Origin of the sequence: Mycobacterium sp. SMC-4 (assembly GCF_025263265.1) — a bacterium.
GTDB lineage: Bacteria > Actinomycetota > Actinomycetes > Mycobacteriales > Mycobacteriaceae > Mycobacterium.
Genome location: NZ_CP079869.1, coordinates 5,044,136 through 5,067,928, shown reverse-complemented (window position 1 = coordinate 5,067,928; position 23,793 = coordinate 5,044,136). Strand labels below are relative to the sequence as shown.

Here is a 23,793-nt window from a genome sequence, read left to right as displayed (position 1 = left end):
CCTAATTGAAAATGGTTGCCGTTACGGGTTAAGTACTCGTCATGCGCTGCCGCCTTCACCGCCCCAGGACCTCTGTGCTCGCCGCTCTGATGGCGGCGGTCGCAGTATTTGCTGCAGCCGGGTGCTCCGATTCCGGTGGCACCGACCGTCACGACGCAGTCGGTGAACTGAAGGTGGCGACCTCGATCCCGCCGATCCAGAGCCTGGTGTCAGCGGTGGCCGGCGACCGAGCCGAGGTCAGCAGCATCGTGCCGGCCGGCATGGACGGGCATACCTATGAGCCGACGCCCGGCGATGTCCGGATGCTGGCAGCGGCCGCTGTGGTGTTCCTCCCCGACGCCGACCTGAATCCGAAACTGACGCGGCTGGCCAGGCAGAACATTGCCGAGGACGCACTCCTGGTCGACGTGAATGCGCTGGTGGTCCCCGACGACGAGGCGATCTTCTCCGACATGCACAGCCATGGTGACGGGGTGGTCCACGGGCATGACCGAAATCCCCATACCTGGACCAACATGGCCTACGTGCCGGCGATGGTCGACGAGATCACCGCCGCGCTCAGCGCTGCCGATCCCGGCGGGGAGGACACCTACGCGGCGAACCGTGACGCGCTCAACGCCGAGATCGCGGAGTTCACCGCAGCCGCCCAAACGGCACTGGCAACCGTGCCCGCCGAAAACCGCACGCTGGTGGTGTACCACGACTCCTGGTCATACTTCGGGCGCGAGTACGGCTTCGATGTCCAGGGAGCCCTCCAGGCGGTGGACTTCGCCGAGCCGTCTGCGGCAGAAATGCGCACGATGGTCAGGCAGGTTCAGGCTGCCGGGGTGCCGGCATTCTTCGGCAGTGAGGTGTTTCCCACCGCCGTGCTCGAACAGGTTTCCCGGGAATCCGGCGTTGACTACGTCGGGAACCTTTCCGACGACCAGCTTCCGGGTGCGGCGGGCGACGCCGAGCACACCTACCTCGGGATGATGGCCGCCAACGTGCGGTTGATCGTGGAGGGCCTCGGCGGTGACGCGTCGGCCCTCGATGCGGTCGACCCGGCCCGTGAATAGTCCTGTCATCTGTCTGCGCGGTGTCACCGCCGGCTACCGCGGTGTCGCCGCCGTCGAATCCATTGACCTCGACGTACACGCAGGAGAAATGGTCGGCCTGGTCGGACCGAGCGGCTCGGGCAAGTCGACCTTGCTGCGGGCCCTGATCGGAACCGCCGATCTGTATTCGGGAACTGTGCTGCTCAACCGGAGAGCAATTCGTCGCGGACGCCCCACGCGCGACGTCGGCTTCGTCCCGCAATTGACCAGCATCGAGCCCGATCTCCCCGTCCGCGCCGAAGATGCTGTGCTTCTCGGTCTCGCCGCGACCAGCAGCCGCGTGCCCTGGTATTCGAAAGCTGAACGAGCCAAAGCGCGCGCTCTGCTCGAACGCCTGGGACTCTCGGGCTGCCGACGAACACCGATCGGGGAGCTTTCCGGTGGACAGCAGCAACGGTTGCTGCTGGGTCGAGCGATGATCGGTGACCCCGGCCTGGTGCTGCTCGACGAACCCACCAGCGGTGTCGACCTGCAGACCTTGCAGGACATCCTGGATCTCCTGGGCGATCTGCGCGACCGGGGGACCACCGTGGTGTTGACCACCCACGACCTGAACTGGGTGGCTGCGGGGCTACCGCGGGTGGTGTGCATCAACCGTTCGGTGATCGCCGACGGCGCACCGACCGAGGTCCTCACCGAGGACACCATCGAACAGACCTACGGGGCACGGGTCCGCATCGTCCGAGACGGTGACCGTGTCCTGGTGACCGACCAACCGACCGTGCCCCACCGATCGCCCCTGGATTCTGCATGCACCTCCTCACCGAACCGTTCGACTACGGGTTCTTCCTCAATGCGCTGATCGCCGGGATCCTCGTCGGCGCTCTGTGTGGAGCATTGGGCGTCTTCGTCGTGCTTCGACGGATGAGCTATATCGGCCAGGGGTTGTCCCAGAGTGTCCTCGGTGGCGTCGCTCCCGCTGTTCTTGCCGGTATCGACCCCTACCTCGGGGCGGCTGCGGCAACGATCGTCGCCGGCCTGCTGATCAACATCATCGGGCGCCAACACGGTGTTCGTCCCGACGCCGCGATCGGCATCGTGTCCACAACCATGTTCGCCGCCGGTGTCGCGCTGGTCTCGGCGAACCGGGACCGCGCGGTCAACCTGACCGACCTGCTGTTCGGCAACATCCTGGGCGTCACCGACGCCGATATCGTCCTCGTCGGCGTCGTCGCGGCCGTGGTGGCCGTTGGGGGGTTCGTCTACTTCAAGGTCATGGCGTTCACCATCGTCGACTCCGTCGCCGCCGCGGCCCATGGGGTTCGGGCCGCGACCGTCGAGTTCGCGTTCACGATCGCGCTGGCAGCAGTCGTGGTCGTTTCGATCCGCGTCGTCGGCGTGCTGCTGATCGCCGCGGTCATCGTGATTCCCGCGTCGACTGCCCGCCTCGTCGGGCGATCCCTGGGTCTGCTGATCGCCGTGTCAACCGGCCTGGGCGTGCTCGCCGCAGCGGTCGGACTCTTCGTGTCCTTCCACATCGAGATCGCCAGCGGACCTGCCATCGTGCTGGCCAGCAGCGCCGCATTCGCGCTCACGATGGTTGCCACCACGGTGACGGGTGTTCTCACGCTGCGTCGCGCGCGGGTACGCCACAGCCCGCCTCGCTAGGTTGGGGTTACTGCTCGACAGGATCTCAGCGGTGAACGCACCATTAAGTCACCAGAATTTGTCGGTGCGCTTGCCCAAGATGGGTACGACAGAGGCGATCGCTGCACACCCGGAGGGGGTGGCTGATGGCAAGCACCGTGACATCTGACGGCGTCGGTCAGCGCATGGACACGTTGACCAGTGCCGAGGATGGCGCACACCGCATTGTCGAGACCTGTCTGACCGACGGCCCGGTCGGGCCGGTGGGTTTGGAGATCGAGGCCCACTGCTTCGACCTGACCGATCCGCACCGCCGGCCCGGATGGGCCGAAGTGACCGCCACCCTCGCCGCCCTGCCACGGCTGCCCGGCGGCAGTCTGGTCACCGTCGAACCGGGCGGTGCGGTGGAGCTGTCGGGTCCGCCGCTCCCCGACGTGAGCACCGCGGTGGCGGCCATGCGTTCGGACCACGCGCTGCTTCGTGCGGAGTTCGCGCAGGCCGGGCTCGGGCTGGTGCTGCTCGGCGCCGACCCGCTACGGCCCGTGCATCGGGTCAATCCGGGCGCGCGCTATGCGGCCATGGAAACGTTTTTCCAGGCCAGCGACACCGGTGCCGCCGGAGCGGCGATGATGACCTCGACAGCCTCGGTGCAGGTCAACCTCGAGGCCGGGCCGCGGTCCGGCTGGGCTGATCGGGTGCGGCTGGCCCACGCGCTGGGGCCGATGATGATCGCTATCGCGGCGAATTCACCCATGCTGGCCGGGGGCTTCACGGGGTGGCAGTCCGCCCGCCAGCTGGTGTGGAGCCGGCTGGATTCGGCGCGCTGCGGGCCGATCCTCGGCGCCAGCGGGGACGACCCCGCCAGTGACTGGGCCCGCTACGCGTTGCGCGCACCGGTCATGTTGGTGCACAACCCGGACCCGACACCGGTGACCCAGTGGGTGCCGTTCGCCGATTGGGCCGACGGGCGGGTGCTGCTCGGGGACCGCAGGCCCACGATGGGCGATCTCGACTATCACCTGACCACGCTGTTCCCACCGGTGCGGCCCCGCGGCTTCCTCGAGGTGCGATATCTCGACAGCGTTCCCGATGCGGTATGGCCCGCGCTGGTATCCATGCTGACCGTGCTGCTCGATGATCCGGTGGCCGCCGACATCGCCGCCGAGGCCACCGAACCGGTGGCCACCGCGTGGGACCGCGCCGCCCAACTCGGCCTGCAGGACCGCCGCCTGCAGCGCGCCGCGCTGCGCTGCGCACGGGCCGTGGCCGAACGGGTGCCGGGTTCCCTCGAGGAATCGATGACGACTCTCCTACGTTCGCTTGAGCAGGGTCGCTGTCCGGCCGACGATTTCGCCGACCGGGTGGTGGCGCACGGGGTCGCACCTGCGGTCACCGCACTGGCACGAGGGGAACTGTGACAACACGCGAGACGCTCGCCGACCAACTCGGCCGGGCCCGAGCCCGCACGCTGAGCTTGGTCAACTTCGACGACGACGAAGTGTGCCGCCAGTACGACCCGCTGATGAGCCCGCTGGTGTGGGATCTGGCCCACATCGGGCAGCAGGAGGAGTTCTGGTTGCTGCGCGGAGGTGATCCCGGACGTCCCGGCATCCTGAGCCCGCAGGTCGATTCGCTCTACGACGCGTTCGTGCATTCGCGGGCCGCCCGAGTCGACCTGCCGCTGCTGCCGCCGACCGAAGCTCGTAGCTACTGCCGCACCGTCCGCGGCAAGGCTCTCGACGTCCTGGACAGGCTGTCCGACGACCATCCCGACCTGTTCGCCTTCGGACTGGTGGTCAGCCACGAGAACCAGCACGACGAGACCATGCTGGCTGCGCTGAACTTGCGTGCCGGTCAACCACTGCTCGAAAGTGGGTCTGCGCTGCCCGCGGGTCGCCCGGGAGTGGCGGGTACGTCGGTGCTGGTGCCGGCGGGGCCGTTCGTGCTCGGTGTGGACGCCACCGCCGAACCGTTTGCGCTGGACAACGAACGTCCTGCGCACGTCGTCGACATCCCGGCGTTTCGCATCGGCCGGGTGCCGGTCACCAACGGCCAGTGGCGGCAGTTCGTCGACGACGGGGGTTACCACCAGCGTCGTTGGTGGTCTGACGACGGCTGGGCCTACCGGCAGCGCGCAGCATTGACCGCCCCGTTGTTCTGGAACGCCGAGAGCGGCACCCGCACCCGTTTCGGTCATGTCGAGGACATCCCCGCCGACGAGCCGGTCCAGCACGTCACATACTTCGAAGCCGAGGCCTATGCGGCGTGGGCCGGCGCCCGGCTACCCACCGAGTACGAATGGGAGAAGGCCTGCGCGTGGGACCCGACCACCCAATCGCGCCGCCGATACCCCTGGGGTGCAACAGAACCCACGGCCAAGCTGGCCAACCTCGGTGGGCAGGCGCTGCGCCCGGCGCCGGTGGGTGCCTACCCGGACGGGGCATCGGCCTACGGTGCCGAACAAATGCTGGGCGACGTGTGGGAGTGGACCACCTCGCGGCTGCATCCGTGGCCCGGGTTCAGCCCGATGATCTACCAGCGCTACTCGCAACCGTTCTTCCATGGCCAGAGCAGCGGCGACTACCGGGTGTTGCGCGGTGGCTCGTGGGCGGTCTCGGCGGATATCCTGCGGCCCAGCTTCCGCAACTGGGACCACCCGATCCGCCGACAGATCTTCACCGGGGTGCGGCTGGCCTGGGACGAGCATGTGTAGGCACCTGGGTTGGCTGGGGCAGCCGCTGTCGGTGGCGGCGTTGCTGCTCGACCCGCCGTCGGGGCTGCTGGTTCAGTCCTACGCGCCACGCCGGCAGAAGCATGGCCTGATGAACGCCGACGGTTGGGGTGTCGGGTTTTTCGACGACCAGGTGGCACGGCGCTGGCGCAGCGCATCGCCGCTGTGGACCGACGCCTCCTTCGCGTCGGTGGCGCCGGCCTTGGTCAGCAGATGTGTGGTCGCCGCGGTGCGGTCGGCCAGCGTGGGAATGGCCATCGAGCCCAGCGCTTCGGCACCGTTCAGCGACGGCCGCTGGCTGCTGTCGCACAACGGCCTGGTGGACCGGTCGGTGCTGCCGCTGTCCCGACACGCCGAATCGACCAACGACAGCGCGCTGTTGGCCGCACTGATCTTCGACCGGGGCATCGACGCGCTGGGTGACACCGTCGCCGCCGTCGCCGCCGACGACCCGAACGCCCGGCTGAACATCCTGGCCGGCGACGGATCCCGACTGGTGGCCACCACCTGGGGAGACACCTTGTCGGTGCTGCGTCGCGCCGACGGTGTGGTGCTGGCCAGCGAACCCTACGACGACGACCCGGCGTGGCAGGAGGTGCCCGACCGCCATCTGGTCGACGTGGTCGGGACACGCGTCACGATCACCCCGCTGAGATGACCACTGAAAGGACTCTCATGACCCTGTCGCTGGAGAACTACCTGGCCGCGGACGCCGCCGACACGGCGCTGCGCCGCGACGTGCGCGAGGGTCTCACGGCGTCACCGAAGTCGTTGCCGCCCAAATGGTTTTACGACGCCGCCGGTAGCGATCTGTTCGACCAGATCACCCGGTTGCCGGAGTACTATCCGACGCGCGCCGAAGCCCAGATCCTGCGCACCCACGCCGGTGACATTGCGGCTGCGTGTGCCGCCGACACACTGGTCGAGCTCGGTAGCGGCACCTCGGAGAAGACACGCATGCTGCTCGACGCGCTGCGCAGCCGGGACCTGTTACGCCGATTCGTGCCCTTCGACGTCGACGCGAGCGTGTTGCAGTCCGCCGCCGCAGCGATCGGGCAGGAGTACCCGGGTGTCGAAGTTGCGGCCGTCTGTGGCGATTTCGAGCAGCATCTGAACAAGATCCCGGCGCAGGGTCGGCGCCTGATCGCGTTTCTCGGCTCGACGATCGGCAACCTGACCGCGGGACCACGCGCCGAGTTCCTGGGTGCGGTGGCGGCCCTGATGCGGCCTGGCGACGCATTCCTGCTGGGCACCGACCTGGTCAAGGACACCGAGCGATTGGTGCGCGCGTACGACGACAGCGCCGGGGTGACCGCGACGTTCAACCGCAACGTGCTCGCGGTGATCAACCGGCAACTGCGCGCGAACTTCGACCTCGATGCCTTCGATCATGTCGCGCTGTGGAACAGCGCCGAGGAGCGCATCGAGATGTGGCTGAAATCCACTCGGGCGCAACGGGTGCAGATCTCCGACCTCGACCTGGAGGTGCAGTTCAGTGCCGGTGAACCGATGCTGACCGAGGTGTCCTGCAAGTTCCGCAAGTCCGGGGTGGACACCGAACTGGCTGCGGCCGGGCTACGCCGGACCCATTGGTGGACCGACGATGCCGGTGACTTCGCGCTGTCGCTGTCGGTGAAGTGAATCTCGCACAGCGGTGGCGGGCTGCTCGCCCGCCGGTGGCCGGAGTCCACCTCGACAGTGCCGCCTGCTCGCGGCAGAGCCTGACAGCGATCGAGGCGGCATCCCGACACGCCCGCCACGAGGCCGAGGTCGGCGGTTACGTCGCCGCCGAGGCCGCCGCGCCCGCATTGGAGGCCGGCCGGTCCGCGGTGCGCGCACTGACCACGATGGCCGACGGTGAAGTGTTCTTCACCACCGGATCCGGTCATGCGCTCGACATCATGCTGGGCAGCTGGTCGGGTCCGCGCACGCTGGCCTGTCTACCCGGCGAGTTCGGCCCGAACCTGGCGCTCATGCAGCGGCACGGTTTCGCCATCGGCTTTCTGCCGGTGGATGGATCGGGCCGGCTCGACGTCGATGCCGCCGCCGCCACGCTGGCCCACGACCCGCCCGCGCTGGTGCATTTCACCGTGTTGGGCAGTCATGTCGGCACTGTGCAACCGGTCCGCGAGATCGCCGAAGTGTGCCGCGAACGCGGCATCCCGTTGATCGTCGACGCGGCACAGGGATTCGGCCAGCTGGACTGCACAGCGATCGGCGCCGACGCGCTGTTCACCTCCTCGCGCAAATGGACCGCAGGGCCACGCGGTGTGGGTCTGCTGATCACCCGTCCCGCCCTGCTGCCCGAGAATGAACAGCAGCGGCTACGGCACTGTGAAACCAGTGTCGGCCTGCATCTCGGCCTGTGCGTGGCGCTGGGCGAACTGCTCTCCTTCGGTGCCGCCGACGTCCAGCAGCGGCTGCGCGAGGTCGGGGCCCTGACCAGGACCGCCCTCGGCGGGCTCGCGGGTTGGTCGGTGCGCGAGAGCGTCGACGAGCCCAGCGCCATCACCACGCTCTATCCGCCCGATCACGTCGATCCGGCGACGGTCCGCGCACGGTTGATCACCGAGCATGCGATTGTGACGACCTACCTGGGGACCGAACGTGCGCCGCGGGAAATGACACGACCGGCACTGCGAGTCTCACCCCATGTCGACGTCACCGACGACGACCTGGACACCCTGGCCGCCGCCCTGGCCACGGTCACGCGCTGACCGTCTGATTTTCAGACGAACGCGCGCAATGCGTCGGCGAACTGCGCATCTGAAACACAGAATTTTCGTGAATTTATCGATGGTGGGGGTTCGCGGGGAGTACAAATTGGCCATCCGATCGAATTCGCCTCGCTACCAATAGTTGAAAAGGGCAACAAATGGCTGAAAAGAACGACAAGAGCAAGGGTGCGCCGAATGCGGAAGCTGAATCCGTCACGCTGAAACCCGAGCAGTACCGCTCCATGATTCTGGCAAAGCTGAGGGCCGATATCGCTGCCAAGAAAGCGCTCTACGCCGCGGCTGACAATGCCAGTCTTGAGGAGTTATCAAATATGTCCTACTGGAAAATGCAGTACTACAAGATGCACTATTGGAAAGCACACCATGTCAAGATGGCCGATCCTGAGTGACGACTGTCGCCTCCGCGCAGCGGCACAATGCCGGGCCCGACGATGCGGTCACCATCGCTCAGATCGTGCTCAAGGTGGTCAGTGCCTGCAACCTCGACTGCAGCTACTGCTACGTCTACCACGCCAAAGACAACGGCTATCGCGAGCGACCAGGGCTACTGTCCGACGAACTGATCGGCTTGTTGATCACGCGGATCAACGAGTACGGCGCGGTGCGACCACATCATCGGATGGGTGTCTGCCTGCACGGTGGTGAGCCGCTTCTGATGGGCCCTGAGCGGTTGCGGTCGTTGGTCGAGCGTCTGCGATCTGAGGCAGGCCCGGCCCTGGGTTCGTTGAATGTGCAGACCAACGCCACCTTGATCGACCGCGAGTGGGCGAAGCTACTCAAAGAGCTACGCATCTCGGTCAGTGTCAGCCTGGACGGTCCACCTGACATCAATGACGTTGCGCGGGTCGATCACATGGGACGCGGCTCCGCAACAAGGACAGAGGCCGGCATCCGCCACCTGATGGACGCGGGTGTTCACGTCGCAGTGCTCTCGGTCGTCCGTCCTGGTGAAAACGGCGCTGAGACATACCATTACTTGCGCTCTCTCGGCGTTACCGACTTTGACTTCCTGCTGCCTGACGTGACCCATGACGACTGGCGAACGCAATTCGGTACTTACGGACCTACGCCGGTCGCCGATTACCTGCTGCCGGCGCTGACGGCCTGGTTGGCCGAGAACGATCCGAGTGTCTCGGTGCGCTTGTTCGCCGACATGTTCCGACTGATCCTCGGGGACAGCGGGGGCACGGACGCCTTCGGTGGTGGGCCGATGCACTACGCCATCGTGGAGTCCGACGGCAGCATCCAGGCCAACGACGCCCTGCGGGTGTGCGAGGCGACACTCAATCACACCGGGCTGAACATCGCGACGCACGGTTTCGACGACCTACGTCACTCCAGTCCGCTGGCCCGTGCGCTGTTCGAAGGAGCAATTCCCCCTCCGCGAAAATGTGGTACCTGCCCGGAATTGCTGACATGCGGCGGTGGTTATATGCCGCACCGCTACAGCCGCGAACATGGTTTCGACAATCCATCCGTGTGGTGCGCCGACATTGTGAAGCTCTTCGGACACATGCGTGCAGTCGTGCGCGCGGACTCCGCGCGTTCACCTGCGGTCGAAGCCGGGGGTACATAGCTCGATGACGACACCGGTCGGGTCCGCACAATGCCCCCCTCTGGTCACCGTCGACACCGCACGCTATTTCGCATCGCCGGAACTCGGTGCCGATCCCGACCTCCCACAGACCCTGATAGGGCTGTATGCGAGCGCGCTGTTCGAGCTCGCGTTCGATTGCTGTAGCAGTGCGCCGGCGGACATCTGTGCGCAGGTCGAGATCATCAAGAGCCAGCCTCTGCCCTGGTCCGCGGCCTGGCATCCTGACCTTGCGCGCGTGGAACGGCTCCTGGCCACCTCGATGCACGGCGAATCAACATTGAATGTCCTTGGACCAATGTTGTTGCGCCTGGGCGCCGAAGGCGTGCTTGTCGAGGCGGATATCGGGTTGGATCCACGGCAAGCGGCGTTCTGGGGCACGCTGCGACTCCCGGAAGCCGATCGCGCGACGTTTCGGCGAGACCACGATCGCGCCGAGATACACCTATATCTGCGGGGAGGGCTGATCGCGACCGTCGTAGCGGACCGGGATGCGGCCAGCGGGCTCTGGCGCAGCGACGCCATTTCCAGCGTGGGGACCGTGCAGATGTGCGGGCATCCCGTCCCGGTGTGGTTGCCCAGCGACGGAAGTGGCTTCCCGCTGCCCGGAAAGCGGCAGGCCCTGCCCGACGCAACGACACGAGTGGCTCCCGCTCTCGACGGCGCCACCTCGTTTCTGACTCGGCACGCACCGAACTTCGTGCCTTGGATCGCCAGCGGGATGCGACACATCGTCGCGCTCGACGGATCCGATGGAGTCCTCATGAGCGCGTCAGTCGAGGAGTTCCCCGGACTGACCTTCCTGTCGTTTCCCAATCCGGCCGTGGAACTGGCGGAGTCCCTCATCCATGAGGCCAGCCATCATCACTACCTCGCACTGCGGCGGTTGGCCCCGCTCCACGACGGCACCGACACGAAGCAGTACTTCTCCCCGATCAAGAAGCAGGGGCGCCCCATCGACATGATTCTCTACGCGTTCCATGCGTTCGCCAACGCCGCGATCTACCACCGCAACCTCGTACGTGCTGAGCCGAAATATTATCGGCTCAACGGACGGACTCTCGACGAAAGCCTCGAGCGTATCCGCGTGCACGACAGGTACCTCGCAGAGACGCGTGCCTTGACCGAGGCGGGGGAGACCTTGTGGAAGACGTTGTCGGAGGCGCTTTTCCAGGGATGAAGACTTCAGATGAGACACTCGGCTGTGCATTCAGGCAGGCCGGTTTGGTCAAAGTCCGGTCTGTGGGCAGGCGCCCGTTGACCGAGTGCTTTCTCGGCACTCAGATCGGAACGGAAGCCGAACTGTTCATCAAGGTTCTACATACCGACACCCCTGGCGTGTGCAGGAACTTCCTGCGTGAAATCGACCTGTTGACAACGATGAGCGGCAGGCCGGGATTTCCGGTGTTGCGTGCGTGCTCCAGAGTCCCGGGCGCGGCTTTCCACGCCTGTGACCGGTTGCACGCGCCGCGTTTTGATCAGTGTGCACGCGACGGTCGCCTGGAGATAGAGGTACTTGGCGAGCTCATGTGCGGGCTGGCGAGATGGCTTCAACGATTGCACGCCTTCGGCTATGTCCATCGTGATCTCTCACCCGACCATGTCTTCTCGGGCCAGCAGATCACTGTTGTCGACTTCGGTTTGGCCAGGAGTTCGCATGAGCTGGCCGCCGATGACCGGCGTCGGTGTATCGGATCGGATGTCCAAGCCCTCGGACTCATCCTGTGGGAGATGATCTGCGGACAACAAGTGTTCACCTATCGTAGCCCGGTGCTTGCGCTCGAGATCCCGCCTCAACTGGCGCTGATCGAGTCGCTCGCGCTGCCGCCTCCGATAGCTCGCACACTGGTTGGCTGTTTGACCGCGCAATCGGAAATGACACCGAGGATTCGTCCCCAAGCCTTCGAGTCGGCGGACGACATCGTGGCCGCACTCGGCTCCTAGCGGCGGACCCGGGATGACGATCCGTCATGCCGTCGGTGGTCAGACGAGCATGCGCAATGCGTCGGCAAATTCCGTGCAGAACCAGTCCACGTCGTCGGTCGAGAACACCAGCGGTGGACGGATTTTGAGCACGTGGCCCTCGGAGCCGCACACCGAGATCAGCACCCGGCGGTCACGCATCGCGTTGATCAGGTCACGGGCCGCGGCCCGATCCGGCCTGCCGGTACCGGCATCGTCGACGACCTCGACGGCGAGATACAAACCGGCCCCGCGGACATCGGCGATGCGCGGGTGCTCGGCGCAACACTGTACGAGACCCTCATGCAGTGCCCGCCCGACCTGCGATGCGTTGCGCATCAGCTGCTCGTCCTCGATGACGTCGAGTACTGCCGAAGCAGTGGCCATCGACACCGGGTTGCCGGCAAAGGTGTTGAAGTACGGCACTTCCCGGGCAAAAATGTCGAGAACCTCGCGTCGCGCCGCCACCGCGGCCACCGGCAGCCCGTTGGCCATCGGCTTGCCCAGCGTCACCAGGTCGGGCGCGATGCGATGTCGGACGAACCCCCACATCGCCTCCCCGGTGCGGCCGAAACCGGGCTGCACCTCGTCGGCGATGAACACCCCGCCGGCCGCCCGCACCGCGGCCACCGCGGGCGCCAGCACCGACGGTTCGGGATAGATGCCGTCCGAGGAGAAGATGGTGTCAACGATCAGGCAGCACACGCCGTGACCCGACGCCTGCAGGTCGGCGATCGCCGCCTGGACATCTGCCAGGAACCGGGCCGGTGCGTCGGCGCCGAGGCGGTAGCTGTCGGGCGCGCCGACGGTGCGCACGTGGCCACCCATTACCGACGCGCCACCGATCGACGGAGAAATCTCGGTCACCGCTGCGGTATTGCCGTGATAGGCCTCACGGGTGACGATCACACCGCGGGCTTCGGTGTAACTCTGCGCGATCCGCAGAGCCAAGTCATTGGCCTCGGACCCGGTGCAGGCATACATCACCTGGTCGAGATGCAGCAATCCGAGCAGGCGTTCGGAGTACTGCAGGATTTCCTCGTGCAGGTACCGGGTGTGCGTATTGAGAGTCTCGGCCTGCCTCGTCATCGCTGCCACCACGCGCGGATGGCAATGCCCGACGCTGGCGACGTTGTTGTAGGCATCGAGGTAACGCAGGCCCTCAGCGTCGAACAGGTGGCTACCCCGACCGCGCACCAGGTGCACCGGCCGTTGGTAGAACAGTCGGTAGGCCGGGCCCAGCAGGCGGCTGCGGGCCTGGATCTGGCGACCGAGCCCGGTGTCGGTGTTCACCTCTGCGGTATAGCTGTTGGAATCCATGATGTTGGAGAACCCCACTGCGAACCCGTCCCTTCCGTTGCGGGCAAGGCCATCGACATTTGGTCTGGCCGAAGCCGAGCCGCGAACACCGAACGTAGCGCGGTGAGGGCCATTTCTACTAGTCCCAAGGTGCCCGGGCAACCTGATATGCGCTGCCTCGCAGCATTCTTCGTTACAGCAGTGTTTCAGATCCGCTGACCTCGCTACGGTCCGGTAAACGCCACGGTTTTGGTCTGCCGGCCGACGTCATTTGGTCCACACTCCTCATATGGCCGGGCTACCCGTTGATCACCAGTTGTTTGCCCGGGCCGCGCTGCACCACTACCGGCTCGACCCAGACACCCCGCTTCGCCTGCTCAGCCTGTCAGAGAATGCGACCTATCTCGCCGGCGATGTGGACGGTGACGCCGACCCCATCGTGTTGCGGGTGCACCGGCCGGGCTATCACGACCTGGCCGGTATCCGTTCCGAGCTGGACTGGATGGCGGCGCTGCGAAGCCAGACGGTGGTCTGTACCCCGGAACTGGTGTCAGCAGCCGATGGCAGCGGCGTGGTCACCGCGCGCGTCGGTGGGCGCGAACTGTACGTCGACGCGGTGACCTACATCCCGGGGTGTACCGCCGAAGAAGCGCCGCAGGCAGTCGGTTTCGCCCAGTTGGGAGAACTCACCGCCCACATGCACGAACACAGTCGGCGGTGGAAGCCGCCTTCGGGCTTCACCCGGTTCCGGTGGGACCTCGAAGCGATTCTCGGCCCGCGCGCCCGATGGGGTGATTGGCGGTCAGCGCCGGGGCTCACGTCCGCCGATCGAACCGCGATTGGGCAGGCGGTCACCGAAATCACCTGCCGTATCACTGATTTCGGCACCGCGCCGGACCGCTTCGGGCTGGTCCACGCCGATCTGCGCCTGGCCAACCTGATGATCGACCCGGCCGGCGGCAGCGGCCAGATCACCGTGATCGACTTCGACGATTGCGGGTGGTCCTGGCACCTGGCCGATCTGAGCTCGGTGCTGTCCTGGATCGAGGACACCCCGGCCGTCGCCGGGATCATCACCGAGTGGTTGCGCGGATACTGCCGGGTGCGTCCGCTTCCCGTCGACCACCTGCTGCTCATCCCGACCTTCGTGATGCTGCGACGCATCCAGCTGACCGCCTGGATCGCCTCGCATGCCGACGCCGACGCCGCGATCGCCGTCGGAGCCGGCTATGCCCGAGGTACCGCAGCGCTGGCCCGGCGCTACCTCAGCGACCCGACGTGGTTACAGGACGCTGTGCTCGCCCCGACCCGATAGGAGAAACATGTTCGATGTGCAGGACCGTGCTGTGCTTGTCACCGGGGGCAGCAAAGGGATCGGACGCGGTATCGCCAAGGTCTTCGCCCTCGCCGGCGCGAACGTGGCCGTGGCGGCCCGCTCGGTCACCGACCTCGACGACTGTGTCGCCGCGCTCGACGGGCTGGGCCCGGGCAAGGTCATCGGGGTGGCGACCGACGTGTGCGACCGCTCGGCGTGCGACGACATGGTCACGGCGGTGGTGGACGCCTTCGGCGGCCTCGATGTGGTGTGCGCCAACGCCGGCATCTTTCCCGAAGCCCCGTTGGCCACCATGACGCCCGAGCAGCTCGCCGAGATCTTCGCCGTCAACGTCAACGGCACGTTCTTTGCCGTGCAGGCCTGCCTGAGCGCGCTGATCGCCTCGGGCCGTGGTCGGGTGATCCTGACCTCGTCGATCACCGGGCCGATCACCGGATACCCGGGATGGTCACACTACGGCGCCACCAAGGCAGCACAACTGGGCTTCATGCGCACCGCTGCCATCGAACTGGCGCCGCACAAGATCACGGTCAACGCGATCCTGCCCGGCAACATCATGAGCGAGGGCATGGTCGCCATGGGTGAGGACTACATCGCCGGGATGGCCCGCAGCATTCCGGTCGGTGCATTGGGCGAACCCGAGGACATCGGCTATCTGGCCGCGTTTCTGGCCAGCCGCGAGGCCGGCTACATCACCGGCCAGGCCATTGCCGTCGACGGCGGCCAGGTGCTGCCGGAGTCGTTGGACGCGGTGGCCGGCTGATCATGTCGGGTTCGACGGGCGGGCCGGTGGCCGAAGAGGTGCGCCGACGGATCCTGTCCCTGCTCGCCCAGGGGGCGCTGCAGCCGGGTTCACGGTTGGGCACCGAACGCGAGATGGCCGCGGCGCTCGCGGTCTCACGTTCCACGCTGCGCAGTGCGTTGCTGCCGCTGAGCCAGGCCGGGGTGCTGGAACGCCGGCCCGGCCGCAGCGGGGGGACCTTCGTGCGTGCCGATGTCGTGGAGCGCCACGCGGCCGAACTGACCGGATTGCCTGCACGACTGCACGACAGCGGTCACACCAGTGCCAGCACCGTATTGGGTACGAGCCGCCGTCCGGCCACCCAGATCGAGGCCCAGGCTCTCGAGATCGCCCAGGGCTGCGACGTCATCACCGTTCGTCGGCTGCGCTACGCCGACGGGGTGCCGCTGTCGTTGGATAGCGCGTGCTTCGTCGCGGACGATGTGGCCGACCTGCTCGAACAGCCGCTCGGCGGTTCCCTGTACGAGCTGCTGCGGGTGCGCTACGGACTGACACCAGCCGACACCACAGAGACGATCGAGGTGGTCAACGCCAGTCCGCGGGAGGCCGAATGGCTCCAGATCGCCGAGCGTAAGCCGCTGCTGGCCATCACCCGGGTGACCCGCGACGGCGCAGATCGTCCGTTCGAGTACGCCTATGACCTGTTTCGCGCCGATCGGATCAGACTCACCGCGCGCAGTCGTTGCGAGGCGCCGGCGGTGCATCGGTCGGTCCGCGGCGCCGCGACGCTGCCGGTCACGGCCTAAGACTGCTTGTGCGCCGAGAGCAGGAAGGCCTGCATCCGCAGCCGTCCACTCTCGTCGAGAAGGTCCAGCGGCGGCGGCGGACCCGCCGTGCGCGGCACATTCGAGTGGATCAGGGCGGGCCGGATGTCGTCGATCACCCAGTACCTGGAAACAGCTTCGCGCAGTTCGATTTCGGAAACCTCGTTGGGTCCGGGTTGCATCTGCTCGGGGAACGCGCCCTTGGCGAAGACGAGCACGAAATAGCCGGCGCCCGGCGCGGCGGCCCGGTGGATCGACCGCAGATAGGCGTCGCGGGACTCGACGGGCAGTGAGTGGAACAGGGTGCTGTCGACCACGGTCGCGAACTGGTTGTCGAACCCGTCCAGCGCGGTGATATCGGCCGCGACGAACCTCGCCCGGTCCGACAGGCCGCGCTCGGCGGCCGCGGTGGTGGCCGCGGCGACCGCGGTGGGGCTGACGTCGACCCCGGTCACCGTGTATCCGTCGGCGGCCAGCGCCAACGACAGCTCGGCGTGCCCGCACCCGGCGTCGAGGACCTCGCTGCGGAATCGTCCGGCCCGCCACAACGCCGCCAGCTCGGGTTGGGGTTCGCCGATGTTCCAGGGGGGCTCACCCTCGAAGTCCCCTTCCCCGCGGTAGGCGCTGTCCCAGTCCATCACTTCGGTCATGAGCACAACCGTACCGACGGCAGGTCAATCCGGGATGTCCCAGGTGTGCACCGGTTCGTTGCCGTGCATGTGCACGCAATACAGCCGTAGCATCTCGGCCAACGCATCCGGCCGGCTCATACCCCGGCCCTGCAGCGCGTCGACGGTGTGGGCCTGCCAGGTCGCGCCGTTGCGGCCGGTCTTGGCGCGGCCCTCGATCACCCCGAGATAGCGGTCGCGGACTTCGGCGGCCACCTCCCAGCGCCGTAGCCCCTCGTCGGCCAGCGGCAACAGCTTGCGCAGGATCAACTCGTCGGGTGTCACCTCGCCCAGCCCGGGCCAGTACATCCGGCAGTTCATGCCGAACTGTGCGGCCTGGACGAAGTTGTGTTCTGCCGCAGCGAAACTCATCTGGGTCCACACCGGGCGGTCCTCCTCGGACAGGGTGCGCAGCATCCCGTAGTAGAACGCCGAGTTGGCCATCATGTCGATCACGCTGGGGCCGGCGGGCAGCACCCTGTTCTCCACCCGCAGGTGCGGGCGGCCATCGACGATGTCGTAGACCGGGCGGTTCCACCGGTAGATGGTTCCATTGTGCAAGCGCAGCTCGGCCAGCCGAGGTGTGCGCCCGGCTGCCAGCTCGGCGACCGGGTCCTCGTCGGAGAGCTCCGGCAACAGGGACGGGAAATAGCGCACGTTCTCCTCGAACAGATCGAAGATCGAGGTGATCCAACGCTCGCCGAACCACACCCGCGGTCGCACGCCTTGGGCCTTGAGTTCCTCGGGCCGGGTGTCGGTGGCTTGGGCGAACAACTCGATGCGGGTCTCGGCCCACAGGTGATGGCCGAGGAAGAATGGCGAGTTGGCGCCCAGCGCCAGCTGCGGGCCGGCCAGCACCTGAGCGGCGTTCCAGTTGTTGGCGAAGTCGGCAGGCGACACCTGGAGGTGCAATTGCATGCTGGTGCAAGCGGATTCCGGGGCAATGGTGGCAGCCTGCAGGCTGAGCCGCTCCGGGCCGGAGATGTCGATCATGATGTCCTCGCCCCGCGCTGTGAAGATCGAGTCGTTGAGCGCCTGATAACGCGTCGACTCGCTCATCCAATCGCCGGTCAGATGCTGGGGCATGAGCGTGGGAAGGATGCCGACCATCACGATGTGGGCATCGCTGACGTTGGCCTTGGCCTCGGCGGCGTTGAGGCTGGCGCGCACGTCGTCTTCGAGCTCGAGCGCGGCCCGCCCCGGCAGCCGCCGTGGCGGCACGTTGAACTCGATGTTGTAGGCGCCCAACTCGGTCTGGTAGGCCGGGTCGGCGATCGAGGCCAGCACCTCGGAGTTGCTCATCGCCGGTTGGTACTGGGAGTCGACGAGGTTGCACTCGATCTCCATGCCCGTCAGCGGCTTCTCGAAGTCGAAGCTGGACTGGGCCAGCATCGTCTCGAACACGTCGAGGCACAGCTGCACCTTGCGCCGGTACTCACGCCGGTGTTCACGGCTGAACTCGGCGTGTTTCAGCTCCTGGCCCACGTCATGAGCCTATCCGGCGCGCCACCATGATCTGCGGTCCCAGACATCCACCGCGCAGCTCGACCTCGATGTCGGGACCGGCGTGGCGCGCCAGCGCCCGCAGCGCGGACGGGCTGTAGGCCCGCAGCGAGCTGATCACCCCGTCGTGCACGAAGGGCACCAGCGGCGCCCACGGCAGCATCGTGGCCAACCGCAGCACGTGCAGTGGCGCCGGCGGACGCGGTAGGTCGATGACGAGCAGGGTATGCGCGGCGCGGGTACCTTCGGCGATCACCCGCGCCGCCGCATCAGGGGGCAGGTGGTGAAACGACAGGGCGAACACCGCCAAGTCGAACGACCCGTCAGCCGCGTCGATCGCGGTGGCATCCATCTGACGAACCTGCGTGCGGCCATGCGATCCGAGGTCTCCGGCGGCCATGGCCGCCACCGAGGCGGCGTCGACGTCGGTGACCGTCAGCCGCGCCGTGGGATGCCAGTCCAGCAGTATCCGCGACAACGCGCCATGACCGGCACCCAGCTCGAGGATCTTCGGGTCGGCGACGTCAGCGACCACGTCGAGCGCGGTCTTGGCGAACCGGCCGTGATTTCCGAAGACCTCACCGGTCCAATCCAATGCCCGGATCACGCTGCGCTTCTTGCGCTCGAGCTCGGCGTCTCCGGCGCACTCGCGGTCGAGATACTCCTGCCGGCCGGTCCACAGCAGACGGTCCAGACACGACGCGTCGGGGCCGCCGCGCGGCATCGCTGAAATCTGATCCGCCATGTAGTCCATCATGGACGAATGGCCGACTTCGTCGCAGCAATCGACCAGGGCACCACCAGCACCCGGTGCATGATCTTCGATCACGCGGGCGCCGAAGTAGGTCGTCACCAGCTCGAACACGAGCAAATCCTGCCCAAGGCCGGGTGGGTCGAGCACAACCCGGTCGAGATCTGGGAACGCACCGGAGCGGTGCTCGCCTCGGCGCTGAACAACACCAACCTGTCCACCGTCGACCTCGCGGCGCTGGGGATCACCAACCAACGGGAGACGTCGCTGGTGTGGAACCGGCGCACCGGCCGGCCCTATCACAATGCGATCGTCTGGCAGGACACCCGCACCGACCGCATCGCCTCGGCACTGGATCGCGATGGTCGCGGCGACGTGATCCGGCGCAAGGCCGGACTGCCGCCGGCCACCTATTTCTCCGGCGGCAAGCTGCAGTGGCTGCTCGACAACGTCGACGGGCTGCGCGCCGACGCGGAGAAGGGCGACGCGCTGTTCGGCACCACCGACACCTGGGTGCTGTGGAACCTGACCGGCGGGCATCGCGGCGGCGTGCACGTCACCGACGTCACCAATGCCAGCCGCACCATGCTGATGAACCTCGAGACGCTGGACTGGGACGACGAACTGCTCGGGTTCTTCGGTATCCCGCGCGCGATGCTGCCCCAGATCCGGCCGTCGTCGACGACAGAACCGCACGGCGTGACCGTGGAGACCGGACCCGCCGACGGCCAGATCCCGATCACCGGGATCCTCGGCGATCAGCAGGCTGCGATGGTCGGTCAGGTCTGTCTGGAGGCCGGCGAGGCCAAGAACACCTACGGCACCGGCAACTTCCTGCTCATCAACACCGGTGAGGAGATCGTGCGCTCCGGCAACGGACTGTTGACCACGTTGTGCTACCAGTTCGGAGACGCGAAACCGGTTTACGCCCTCGAGGGTTCGATTGCGGTGACCGGATCGGCGGTGCAGTGGTTGCGCGACCAGCTCGGCATCATCAGCGGTGCGTCGCAGAGCGAGGCGCTGGCCCGGCAGGTCACCGACAACGGCGGGGTCTACTTCGTGCCGGCGTTCTCCGGGCTGTTCGCGCCGTACTGGCGATCCGACGCGCGCGGTGCCATCGTCGGGTTGTCGCGCTACAACACCAACGCCCATCTGGCACGCGCCACGCTGGAATCCATCTGCTACCAGAGCCGCGATGTGGTCGACGCGATGGCCGTCGACTCCGGCGTCACTCTAGAAGTGCTCAAGGTCGACGGCGGTATCACCGCCAACGACCTGTGCATGCAGATCCAGGCCGATGTGCTCGGCGTCGAGGTGGTCAAACCCGTTGTCGCCGAGACGACTGCGCTGGGCGCGGCCTACGCCGCCGGGCTGGGCGTCGGGTTCTGGGACGGACCCGAGGATCTGCGCGCGAACTGGCAGGAGGGTAAACGCTGGACGCCGCAGTGGTCGGCGGACCAGCGCGAAGCCGGCTATGCCGGCTGGCGTAAGGCCGTCGAGCGCACCCTGGACTGGGTCGACGTCGACTGACGTGTGGTCGCAGCGCTACTGACCCGCGGCGACCAGTTCACGCAACATCAGGTCGGGGTTGTCCCGCTGCACGGTCTCCAGCCGCCACTTGGTCGCGAACACCGCCAGCAGCGCACCGTCGGTGCGGGTGAACACCTCCACCGACGGCAGTCGGGCCAGCAGCTCGACATCGTCGGGGCCACATAACCGGGCCACCGTGTAGGGCAACGGTTCCAGCGTGATCGGCGCACTGAACTCACCGGCCATCCGGTGGCTGGCCACCTCGAACTGCATCGGGCCCACCGCCGCGAGCACAGGGGCCTGGTCGCCGCGCCGGTCCGAGCGCAGCACCTGCACCACACCCTCCTGGTCGAGTTGCTCGATACCCTTGCGGAACTGTTTGTGCTTGCTGGGATCCGAGCCGCGGGCCACCGAGAAGTGCTCGGGTGAGAAGCTCGGGATGGGCGGATACTGCACCGCAACCTCGGCGTAGAGGGTGTCTCCCGGTCGCAGCGCAGCCGCGTTGGCCAGGCCGATGACATCACCCGGCCAGGCCGTGTCCAGCGTCGAGCGCTGCTGACCGAACACCGACTGCGCGTACTTGGTGACGAAGGGCTTGCCGGTGGTGGCGTGGGTGAGCACATCCCCCCGTTCGAAGGTGCCCGAACACACCCGCGCGTAGGCGATGCGGTCACGGTGCGCCGAATCCATGCCGGCCTGCACCTTGAACACGAACGCGCTGAACGGGGACGCGGCCTCGCGCCGGTTGCCGTCGACGTCGAGCTGCCCGCTCGGTGACGGTGCCAGCTGGGCGAGCACGTCGAGCAGCTGGTTGACGCCGAAATTCAGTGCCGCAGAGGTGAACAGCACCGGCGTCGATGAGCAGTCCAGGAATGTCTCGGCGTCGAAGTCGGCCCCGTCGGCGCTGAGCAGCTCAGATTCCTCGACCGCGGTGTCCCAGTCTGCGCCCGCGGCGGCGTGAGCATCGGCCGCGTCGATGTGCTCCTCGGGGGCGGCGGTGGCCCCGCCCGCGGTACGGGTGAACCGGATGAACTTCCCGGTGCGTCGGTCCAGCACTCCCTTGAAGTCGCCGGCGATGCCGACCGGCCACGTCAGCGGGGTGGGCCGCAGGCCGATGCGCTCGGAGATCTCATCCATCAACTCCAGAGCGTGCCGGCCCGGCCGGTCCCATTTGTTGACCACCGTGATGATCGGGATGCGGCGGTGCCGGCACACTTGAAACAGCTTGAGCGTCTGCGGTTCCAGGCCCTTGGCGGCGTCGATGAGCATGACCGCGGAGTCCACCGCGGTCAGCACCCGGTAGGTGTCCTCGGAGAAGTCCGCGTGGCCGGGGGTGTCGAGCAGGTTGATGATGCAGGTGTCACCGGCGTTGGTGGTGTACGGGAACTGCAGCGCCGTGGAGGTGATCGAGATACCGCGGGCCTTTTCCATCTCCATCCAGTCCGACACGGTGGCGCGTCGGCCCGCCTTGCCGTGGATGGCGCCGGCTTCGGTGATCGCTTTGGCGTGCAGCACCAGCGCCTCGGTCAGGGTGGACTTGCCGGCGTCGGGGTGGCTGATGACGGCAAACGTGCGGCGGCGGCGCGCCTCGATCGAGACCTTGTCAGAGCGCGGCGCGACCGTCGCCGCCCCGGAGGAGTTCGTCATTATGCGACGATTTTATTGGTCGCGGTCCCCCAAGCGTTAATCGTTGCTCTGGTCGAGTACCTGTTTGGTCTGCTCGTCGAGCACGATGTCGCGCACCGCGGTGTTCTCCTCGAGGTGGGCCAGCGAGGACGTGCCCGGGATCAGCAGCACGTTGGGCGCCACCGACAACGTCCACGCCAGCACGATCTGGGCCGGCGTCCGGCCCAGTTTCTGCGCTGCCCGGCTCACCGCCGGATGGTTGAGCACCGGGTTGTCGGGCAGGAAGCCTGAACCCAGCGGGAAGAACGGCACGAACGCGATGTCGTGCTCCGTGCACAGGTCCAACACCGGCTGCGAGGTTCGGTCGAGCAGATTGTAGGCGTTCTGCACGCACACGATCGCGGTGCGTTGCAACGCGATTCGCAGATGCTCGGCATTGACGTTGCTCAGCCCGATTCCGGCGATCAGTCCTTCGTCATGCGCGGCGATCATCGCCGAGAGCTGGCGCTCGAAGAGCTCTTGGTTGACATCGCTATCGAAAATCCGCAGGTTCACCGCGGCCAGCCGGTCGGTGTCTAGGGTGCGCAGGTTCTCCTCCAGCTGTGCCCGCAGGTCGTCGGGCTCCTGGGCGGGCAGCCAGTTGCCCTCGTCGTCACGCTTGCCACCCACCTTGCTGACCAGCGCGAGGTCGGCCGGATAGGGGTGCAGGGCCTCGCGGATCAGCTGGTTGGCGACGTCGGGACCATAGATCTGGGCGGTGTCGATGTGATTGATGCCCAGCTCGAGCGCGCGACGCAGCACCGCCAGAGCCTGGTCGTGGTCGCGGGGCGGCCCGAAGACGCCGGGCCCGGGCAGTTGCATGGCGCCGAAGCCGACGCGACCGACGGTGTAAGAGCCGAGGTGATAGGTGTCCATGCCTCACAGCTAAGCGATTTCGGCGCGCTGGCGCACCCTCAGCGTCGCTCAGCGCGCCGAAATCGCCGGGGGGAGATCAGTCTTCGCCGAGGATGTGGTAGATCTCGCGGCGGGCGTTGTTGACCACATCGACGATGCGCTGCTGCTGCTCGGGTGTGGCGGTGTGCGCAGACTGCGCGATCGCGCCCATCAGCTGACCCGCGGCGGTACGCAGGCCCATCGCGGCGGGATCGGCGTCTTCGGTGATCGCGTCCCACGGGGCCGTCTGGATCTTTTCGGCCGCGGCGCGACCGTCTTCGGTCAGCTCGAAGAGCTTCTTGGAGCCCTCGGTCTCGGTCGCCGTGAGCAACCCTTCGTCGACCAGCAATTGCAGGGTCGGGTAGATCGAGCCGGGGCTGGGCTTCCACAGCTGCTGGCTGCGCTCGTGGATCTCTTGAATCATCTCGTAGCCGTGCATCGGCCGGTCGGTGAGCAGTTTCAAGATCGCTGCGCGGACGTCACCACGCCGGCCACGTCCAGCGCCACGGCCGCCGCCACGTCGGCCGCCCGGTCCGAATCCGCCCGGTCCGAATCCGAAGCCCGGTCCGAAAGGCGGCCGGCCGGGGCCGAAACCGCCGGGGCCGAAACCAAATCCCGCTTCGCCGCGGTGTTCGCGGAGGTGGTCGCGGAACTCGCGGCGGGCCTGGCGTCGGCTTTCGCGGCCGACGCTGGGGTTCATCGCCGGGGAGCCGAAGCCGGGGTTGCCGAACGGAGTTGATGGGGGTGTGAAAGGGGGTTTCATGGTGGTTCTACCTCTTCGGTTGAGGGAAGCATGTCACTTCCGATGCATTGACGATATATCGGAAACTATCGCGATGCAACGTGTTGAGACATCAGTAGGCTGGGCGACA

The 23,793-nt window shown here is 66.8% G+C and carries 23 protein-coding genes; 16 read left to right on the top strand and 7 right to left on the bottom strand.

The annotated features are described in order from the left end of the window. Positions 1–74: 74 nt before the first annotated feature. From KXD98_RS24165 to KXD98_RS24110, 12 genes are all read left to right on the top strand, one after another. Complete coding sequence (locus tag KXD98_RS24165; protein ID WP_260760844.1) at positions 75–1,058, top strand: metal ABC transporter substrate-binding protein; 984 nt, start codon at positions 75–77, stop codon at positions 1,056–1,058. Beyond that, the gene (locus tag KXD98_RS24160; protein WP_260760843.1) at positions 1,051–1,899 is read left to right on the top strand and encodes a metal ABC transporter ATP-binding protein; all 849 of its coding nucleotides are present in this window, start codon (positions 1,051–1,053) and stop codon (positions 1,897–1,899) included. The genes KXD98_RS24165 and KXD98_RS24160 overlap by 8 nt, the downstream gene beginning before the upstream one ends. After that, complete coding sequence (locus KXD98_RS24155) at positions 1,848–2,705, top strand: metal ABC transporter permease (protein ID WP_260760842.1); 858 nt, start codon at positions 1,848–1,850, stop codon at positions 2,703–2,705. Before KXD98_RS24160 ends, KXD98_RS24155 begins: the two co-directional genes overlap by 52 nt. 125 nt (positions 2,706–2,830) lie before the next feature. Beyond that, positions 2,831–4,102 (top strand): ergothioneine biosynthesis glutamate--cysteine ligase EgtA, encoded by a 1,272-nt coding sequence (gene egtA, locus KXD98_RS24150; RefSeq protein WP_260760841.1) that lies wholly within the window; start codon positions 2,831–2,833, stop codon positions 4,100–4,102. Continuing rightward, a complete protein-coding gene (gene egtB / locus KXD98_RS24145) occupies positions 4,099–5,397 on the top strand; it encodes an ergothioneine biosynthesis protein EgtB (protein ID WP_260760840.1) in 1,299 nt (432 codons plus the stop codon). Before egtA ends, egtB begins: the two co-directional genes overlap by 4 nt. Further along, positions 5,390–6,073 carry an ergothioneine biosynthesis protein EgtC gene (egtC, locus tag KXD98_RS24140; RefSeq protein WP_260760839.1) on the top strand — a complete coding sequence of 228 codons (684 nt, stop codon included), beginning with the start codon at positions 5,390–5,392 and terminating at the stop codon, positions 6,071–6,073. The genes egtB and egtC overlap by 8 nt, the downstream gene beginning before the upstream one ends. A gap of 17 nt (positions 6,074–6,090) precedes the next feature. Further along, positions 6,091–7,056, top strand: coding sequence for an L-histidine N(alpha)-methyltransferase (gene egtD, locus KXD98_RS24135; protein WP_260760838.1), 966 nt, complete (start codon positions 6,091–6,093; stop codon positions 7,054–7,056). Further along, positions 7,053–8,132 carry an ergothioneine biosynthesis PLP-dependent enzyme EgtE gene (gene egtE, locus KXD98_RS24130; RefSeq protein WP_260760837.1) on the top strand — a complete coding sequence of 360 codons (1,080 nt, stop codon included), beginning with the start codon at positions 7,053–7,055 and terminating at the stop codon, positions 8,130–8,132. The genes egtD and egtE overlap by 4 nt, the downstream gene beginning before the upstream one ends. A gap of 158 nt (positions 8,133–8,290) precedes the next feature. Continuing rightward, a complete protein-coding gene (locus tag KXD98_RS24125) occupies positions 8,291–8,542 on the top strand; it encodes a hypothetical protein (RefSeq protein WP_260760836.1) in 252 nt (83 codons plus the stop codon). After that, positions 8,539–9,729, top strand: a complete 1,191-nt coding sequence (locus KXD98_RS24120; RefSeq protein WP_260760835.1) for a radical SAM protein — start codon at positions 8,539–8,541, stop codon at positions 9,727–9,729. The genes KXD98_RS24125 and KXD98_RS24120 overlap by 4 nt, the downstream gene beginning before the upstream one ends. 4 nt (positions 9,730–9,733) lie before the next feature. After that, a complete protein-coding gene (locus KXD98_RS24115; protein WP_260760834.1) occupies positions 9,734–10,927 on the top strand; it encodes an aKG-HExxH-type peptide beta-hydroxylase in 1,194 nt (397 codons plus the stop codon). 62 nt (positions 10,928–10,989) lie between these two features. Continuing rightward, a complete protein-coding gene (locus KXD98_RS24110; protein ID WP_260760833.1) occupies positions 10,990–11,691 on the top strand; it encodes a hypothetical protein in 702 nt (233 codons plus the stop codon). A 39-nt stretch (positions 11,692–11,730) separates the two neighbouring features. Here the strand turns inward: KXD98_RS24110 and KXD98_RS24105 are convergent, their stop codons facing one another. Continuing rightward, positions 11,731–13,047, bottom strand: a complete 1,317-nt coding sequence (locus tag KXD98_RS24105) for an aspartate aminotransferase family protein (protein WP_260760832.1) — start codon at positions 13,045–13,047, stop codon at positions 11,731–11,733. 250 nt (positions 13,048–13,297) lie between these two features. Between KXD98_RS24105 and KXD98_RS24100 the strand changes: the two genes are divergently transcribed. From KXD98_RS24100 to KXD98_RS24090, 3 genes are read left to right on the top strand one after another with little or no spacing between them, the layout of a single operon-like run. After that, on the top strand, positions 13,298–14,323 hold the full coding sequence (locus KXD98_RS24100; RefSeq protein ID WP_260760831.1) for a phosphotransferase enzyme family protein: 1,026 nt from the start codon (positions 13,298–13,300) through the stop codon (positions 14,321–14,323). Between the two features lie 7 nt (positions 14,324–14,330). Further along, positions 14,331–15,107 (top strand): 3-oxoacyl-ACP reductase FabG, encoded by a 777-nt coding sequence (fabG, locus tag KXD98_RS24095; RefSeq protein ID WP_260760830.1) that lies wholly within the window; start codon positions 14,331–14,333, stop codon positions 15,105–15,107. Positions 15,108–15,109: 2 nt separating this feature from the next. Next, the gene (locus KXD98_RS24090) at positions 15,110–15,892 is read left to right on the top strand and encodes a GntR family transcriptional regulator (RefSeq protein WP_260760829.1); all 783 of its coding nucleotides are present in this window, start codon (positions 15,110–15,112) and stop codon (positions 15,890–15,892) included. Here KXD98_RS24090 and KXD98_RS24085 read toward each other — a convergent pair. Genes KXD98_RS24085 through KXD98_RS24075 form a run of 3 tightly spaced genes read right to left on the bottom strand, consistent with a single transcriptional unit; the run spans position 15,889 to position 18,835 of the window. Beyond that, positions 15,889–16,560 carry a cyclopropane-fatty-acyl-phospholipid synthase family protein gene (locus KXD98_RS24085; protein WP_260760828.1) on the bottom strand — a complete coding sequence of 224 codons (672 nt, stop codon included), beginning with the start codon at positions 16,558–16,560 and terminating at the stop codon, positions 15,889–15,891. The two genes, KXD98_RS24090 and KXD98_RS24085, sit on opposite strands and share 4 nt — an antisense overlap. Before the next feature lie 24 nt (positions 16,561–16,584). After that, positions 16,585–18,063, bottom strand: a complete 1,479-nt coding sequence (locus tag KXD98_RS24080; RefSeq protein WP_260760827.1) for a glutamate--cysteine ligase — start codon at positions 18,061–18,063, stop codon at positions 16,585–16,587. Position 18,064: 1 nt separating this feature from the next. Next, a complete protein-coding gene (locus tag KXD98_RS24075) occupies positions 18,065–18,835 on the bottom strand; it encodes a class I SAM-dependent methyltransferase (protein WP_260765389.1) in 771 nt (256 codons plus the stop codon). 9 nt (positions 18,836–18,844) lie between these two features. On the opposite strand from KXD98_RS24075, the gene glpK reads away from it, so the two are divergent. Continuing rightward, a complete protein-coding gene (gene glpK / locus KXD98_RS24070; RefSeq protein ID WP_260760826.1) occupies positions 18,845–20,362 on the top strand; it encodes a glycerol kinase GlpK in 1,518 nt (505 codons plus the stop codon). Between the two features lie 15 nt (positions 20,363–20,377). Here the strand turns inward: glpK and KXD98_RS24065 are convergent, their stop codons facing one another. From KXD98_RS24065 to KXD98_RS24055, 3 genes are all read right to left on the bottom strand, one after another. Further along, on the bottom strand, positions 20,378–22,009 hold the full coding sequence (locus KXD98_RS24065) for a peptide chain release factor 3 (protein WP_260760825.1): 1,632 nt from the start codon (positions 22,007–22,009) through the stop codon (positions 20,378–20,380). 36 nt (positions 22,010–22,045) lie between these two features. Then, positions 22,046–22,903 carry an oxidoreductase gene (locus KXD98_RS24060; RefSeq protein ID WP_260760824.1) on the bottom strand — a complete coding sequence of 286 codons (858 nt, stop codon included), beginning with the start codon at positions 22,901–22,903 and terminating at the stop codon, positions 22,046–22,048. Positions 22,904–22,979: 76 nt separating this feature from the next. Next, positions 22,980–23,684, bottom strand: a complete 705-nt coding sequence (locus tag KXD98_RS24055; protein ID WP_260760823.1) for a PadR family transcriptional regulator — start codon at positions 23,682–23,684, stop codon at positions 22,980–22,982. Positions 23,685–23,793: the final 109 nt, after the last annotated feature.

What these genes read in the sequence shown, in the direction of transcription:
- glpK (WP_260760826.1), top strand. Translation starts at nt 18,845, where the DNA reads ATGGCCGACTTCGTCGCAGCAATCGACCAGGGCACCACCAGCACCCGG.
- KXD98_RS24125 (WP_260760836.1), top strand. Translation starts at nt 8,291, where the DNA reads ATGGCTGAAAAGAACGACAAGAGCAAGGGTGCGCCGAATGCGGAAGCT.
- KXD98_RS24055 (WP_260760823.1), bottom strand. Translation starts at nt 23,684, where the DNA reads ATGAAACCCCCTTTCACACCCCCATCAACTCCGTTCGGCAACCCCGGC.
- KXD98_RS24085 (WP_260760828.1), bottom strand. Translation starts at nt 16,560, where the DNA reads ATGACCGAAGTGATGGACTGGGACAGCGCCTACCGCGGGGAAGGGGAC.
- KXD98_RS24065 (WP_260760825.1), bottom strand. Translation starts at nt 22,009, where the DNA reads ATGACGAACTCCTCCGGGGCGGCGACGGTCGCGCCGCGCTCTGACAAG.
- KXD98_RS24155 (WP_260760842.1), top strand. Translation starts at nt 1,848, where the DNA reads ATGCACCTCCTCACCGAACCGTTCGACTACGGGTTCTTCCTCAATGCG.
- KXD98_RS24115 (WP_260760834.1), top strand. Translation starts at nt 9,734, where the DNA reads ATGACGACACCGGTCGGGTCCGCACAATGCCCCCCTCTGGTCACCGTC.
- KXD98_RS24090 (WP_260760829.1), top strand. Translation starts at nt 15,110, where the DNA reads ATGTCGGGTTCGACGGGCGGGCCGGTGGCCGAAGAGGTGCGCCGACGG.
- egtA (WP_260760841.1), top strand. Translation starts at nt 2,831, where the DNA reads ATGGCAAGCACCGTGACATCTGACGGCGTCGGTCAGCGCATGGACACG.
- fabG (WP_260760830.1), top strand. Translation starts at nt 14,331, where the DNA reads ATGTTCGATGTGCAGGACCGTGCTGTGCTTGTCACCGGGGGCAGCAAA.
- KXD98_RS24060 (WP_260760824.1), bottom strand. Translation starts at nt 22,903, where the DNA reads ATGGACACCTATCACCTCGGCTCTTACACCGTCGGTCGCGTCGGCTTC.
- KXD98_RS24075 (WP_260765389.1), bottom strand. Translation starts at nt 18,835, where the DNA reads ATGGACTACATGGCGGATCAGATTTCAGCGATGCCGCGCGGCGGCCCC.
- egtD (WP_260760838.1), top strand. Translation starts at nt 6,091, where the DNA reads ATGACCCTGTCGCTGGAGAACTACCTGGCCGCGGACGCCGCCGACACG.
- KXD98_RS24100 (WP_260760831.1), top strand. Translation starts at nt 13,298, where the DNA reads ATGGCCGGGCTACCCGTTGATCACCAGTTGTTTGCCCGGGCCGCGCTG.
- egtC (WP_260760839.1), top strand. Translation starts at nt 5,390, where the DNA reads ATGTGTAGGCACCTGGGTTGGCTGGGGCAGCCGCTGTCGGTGGCGGCG.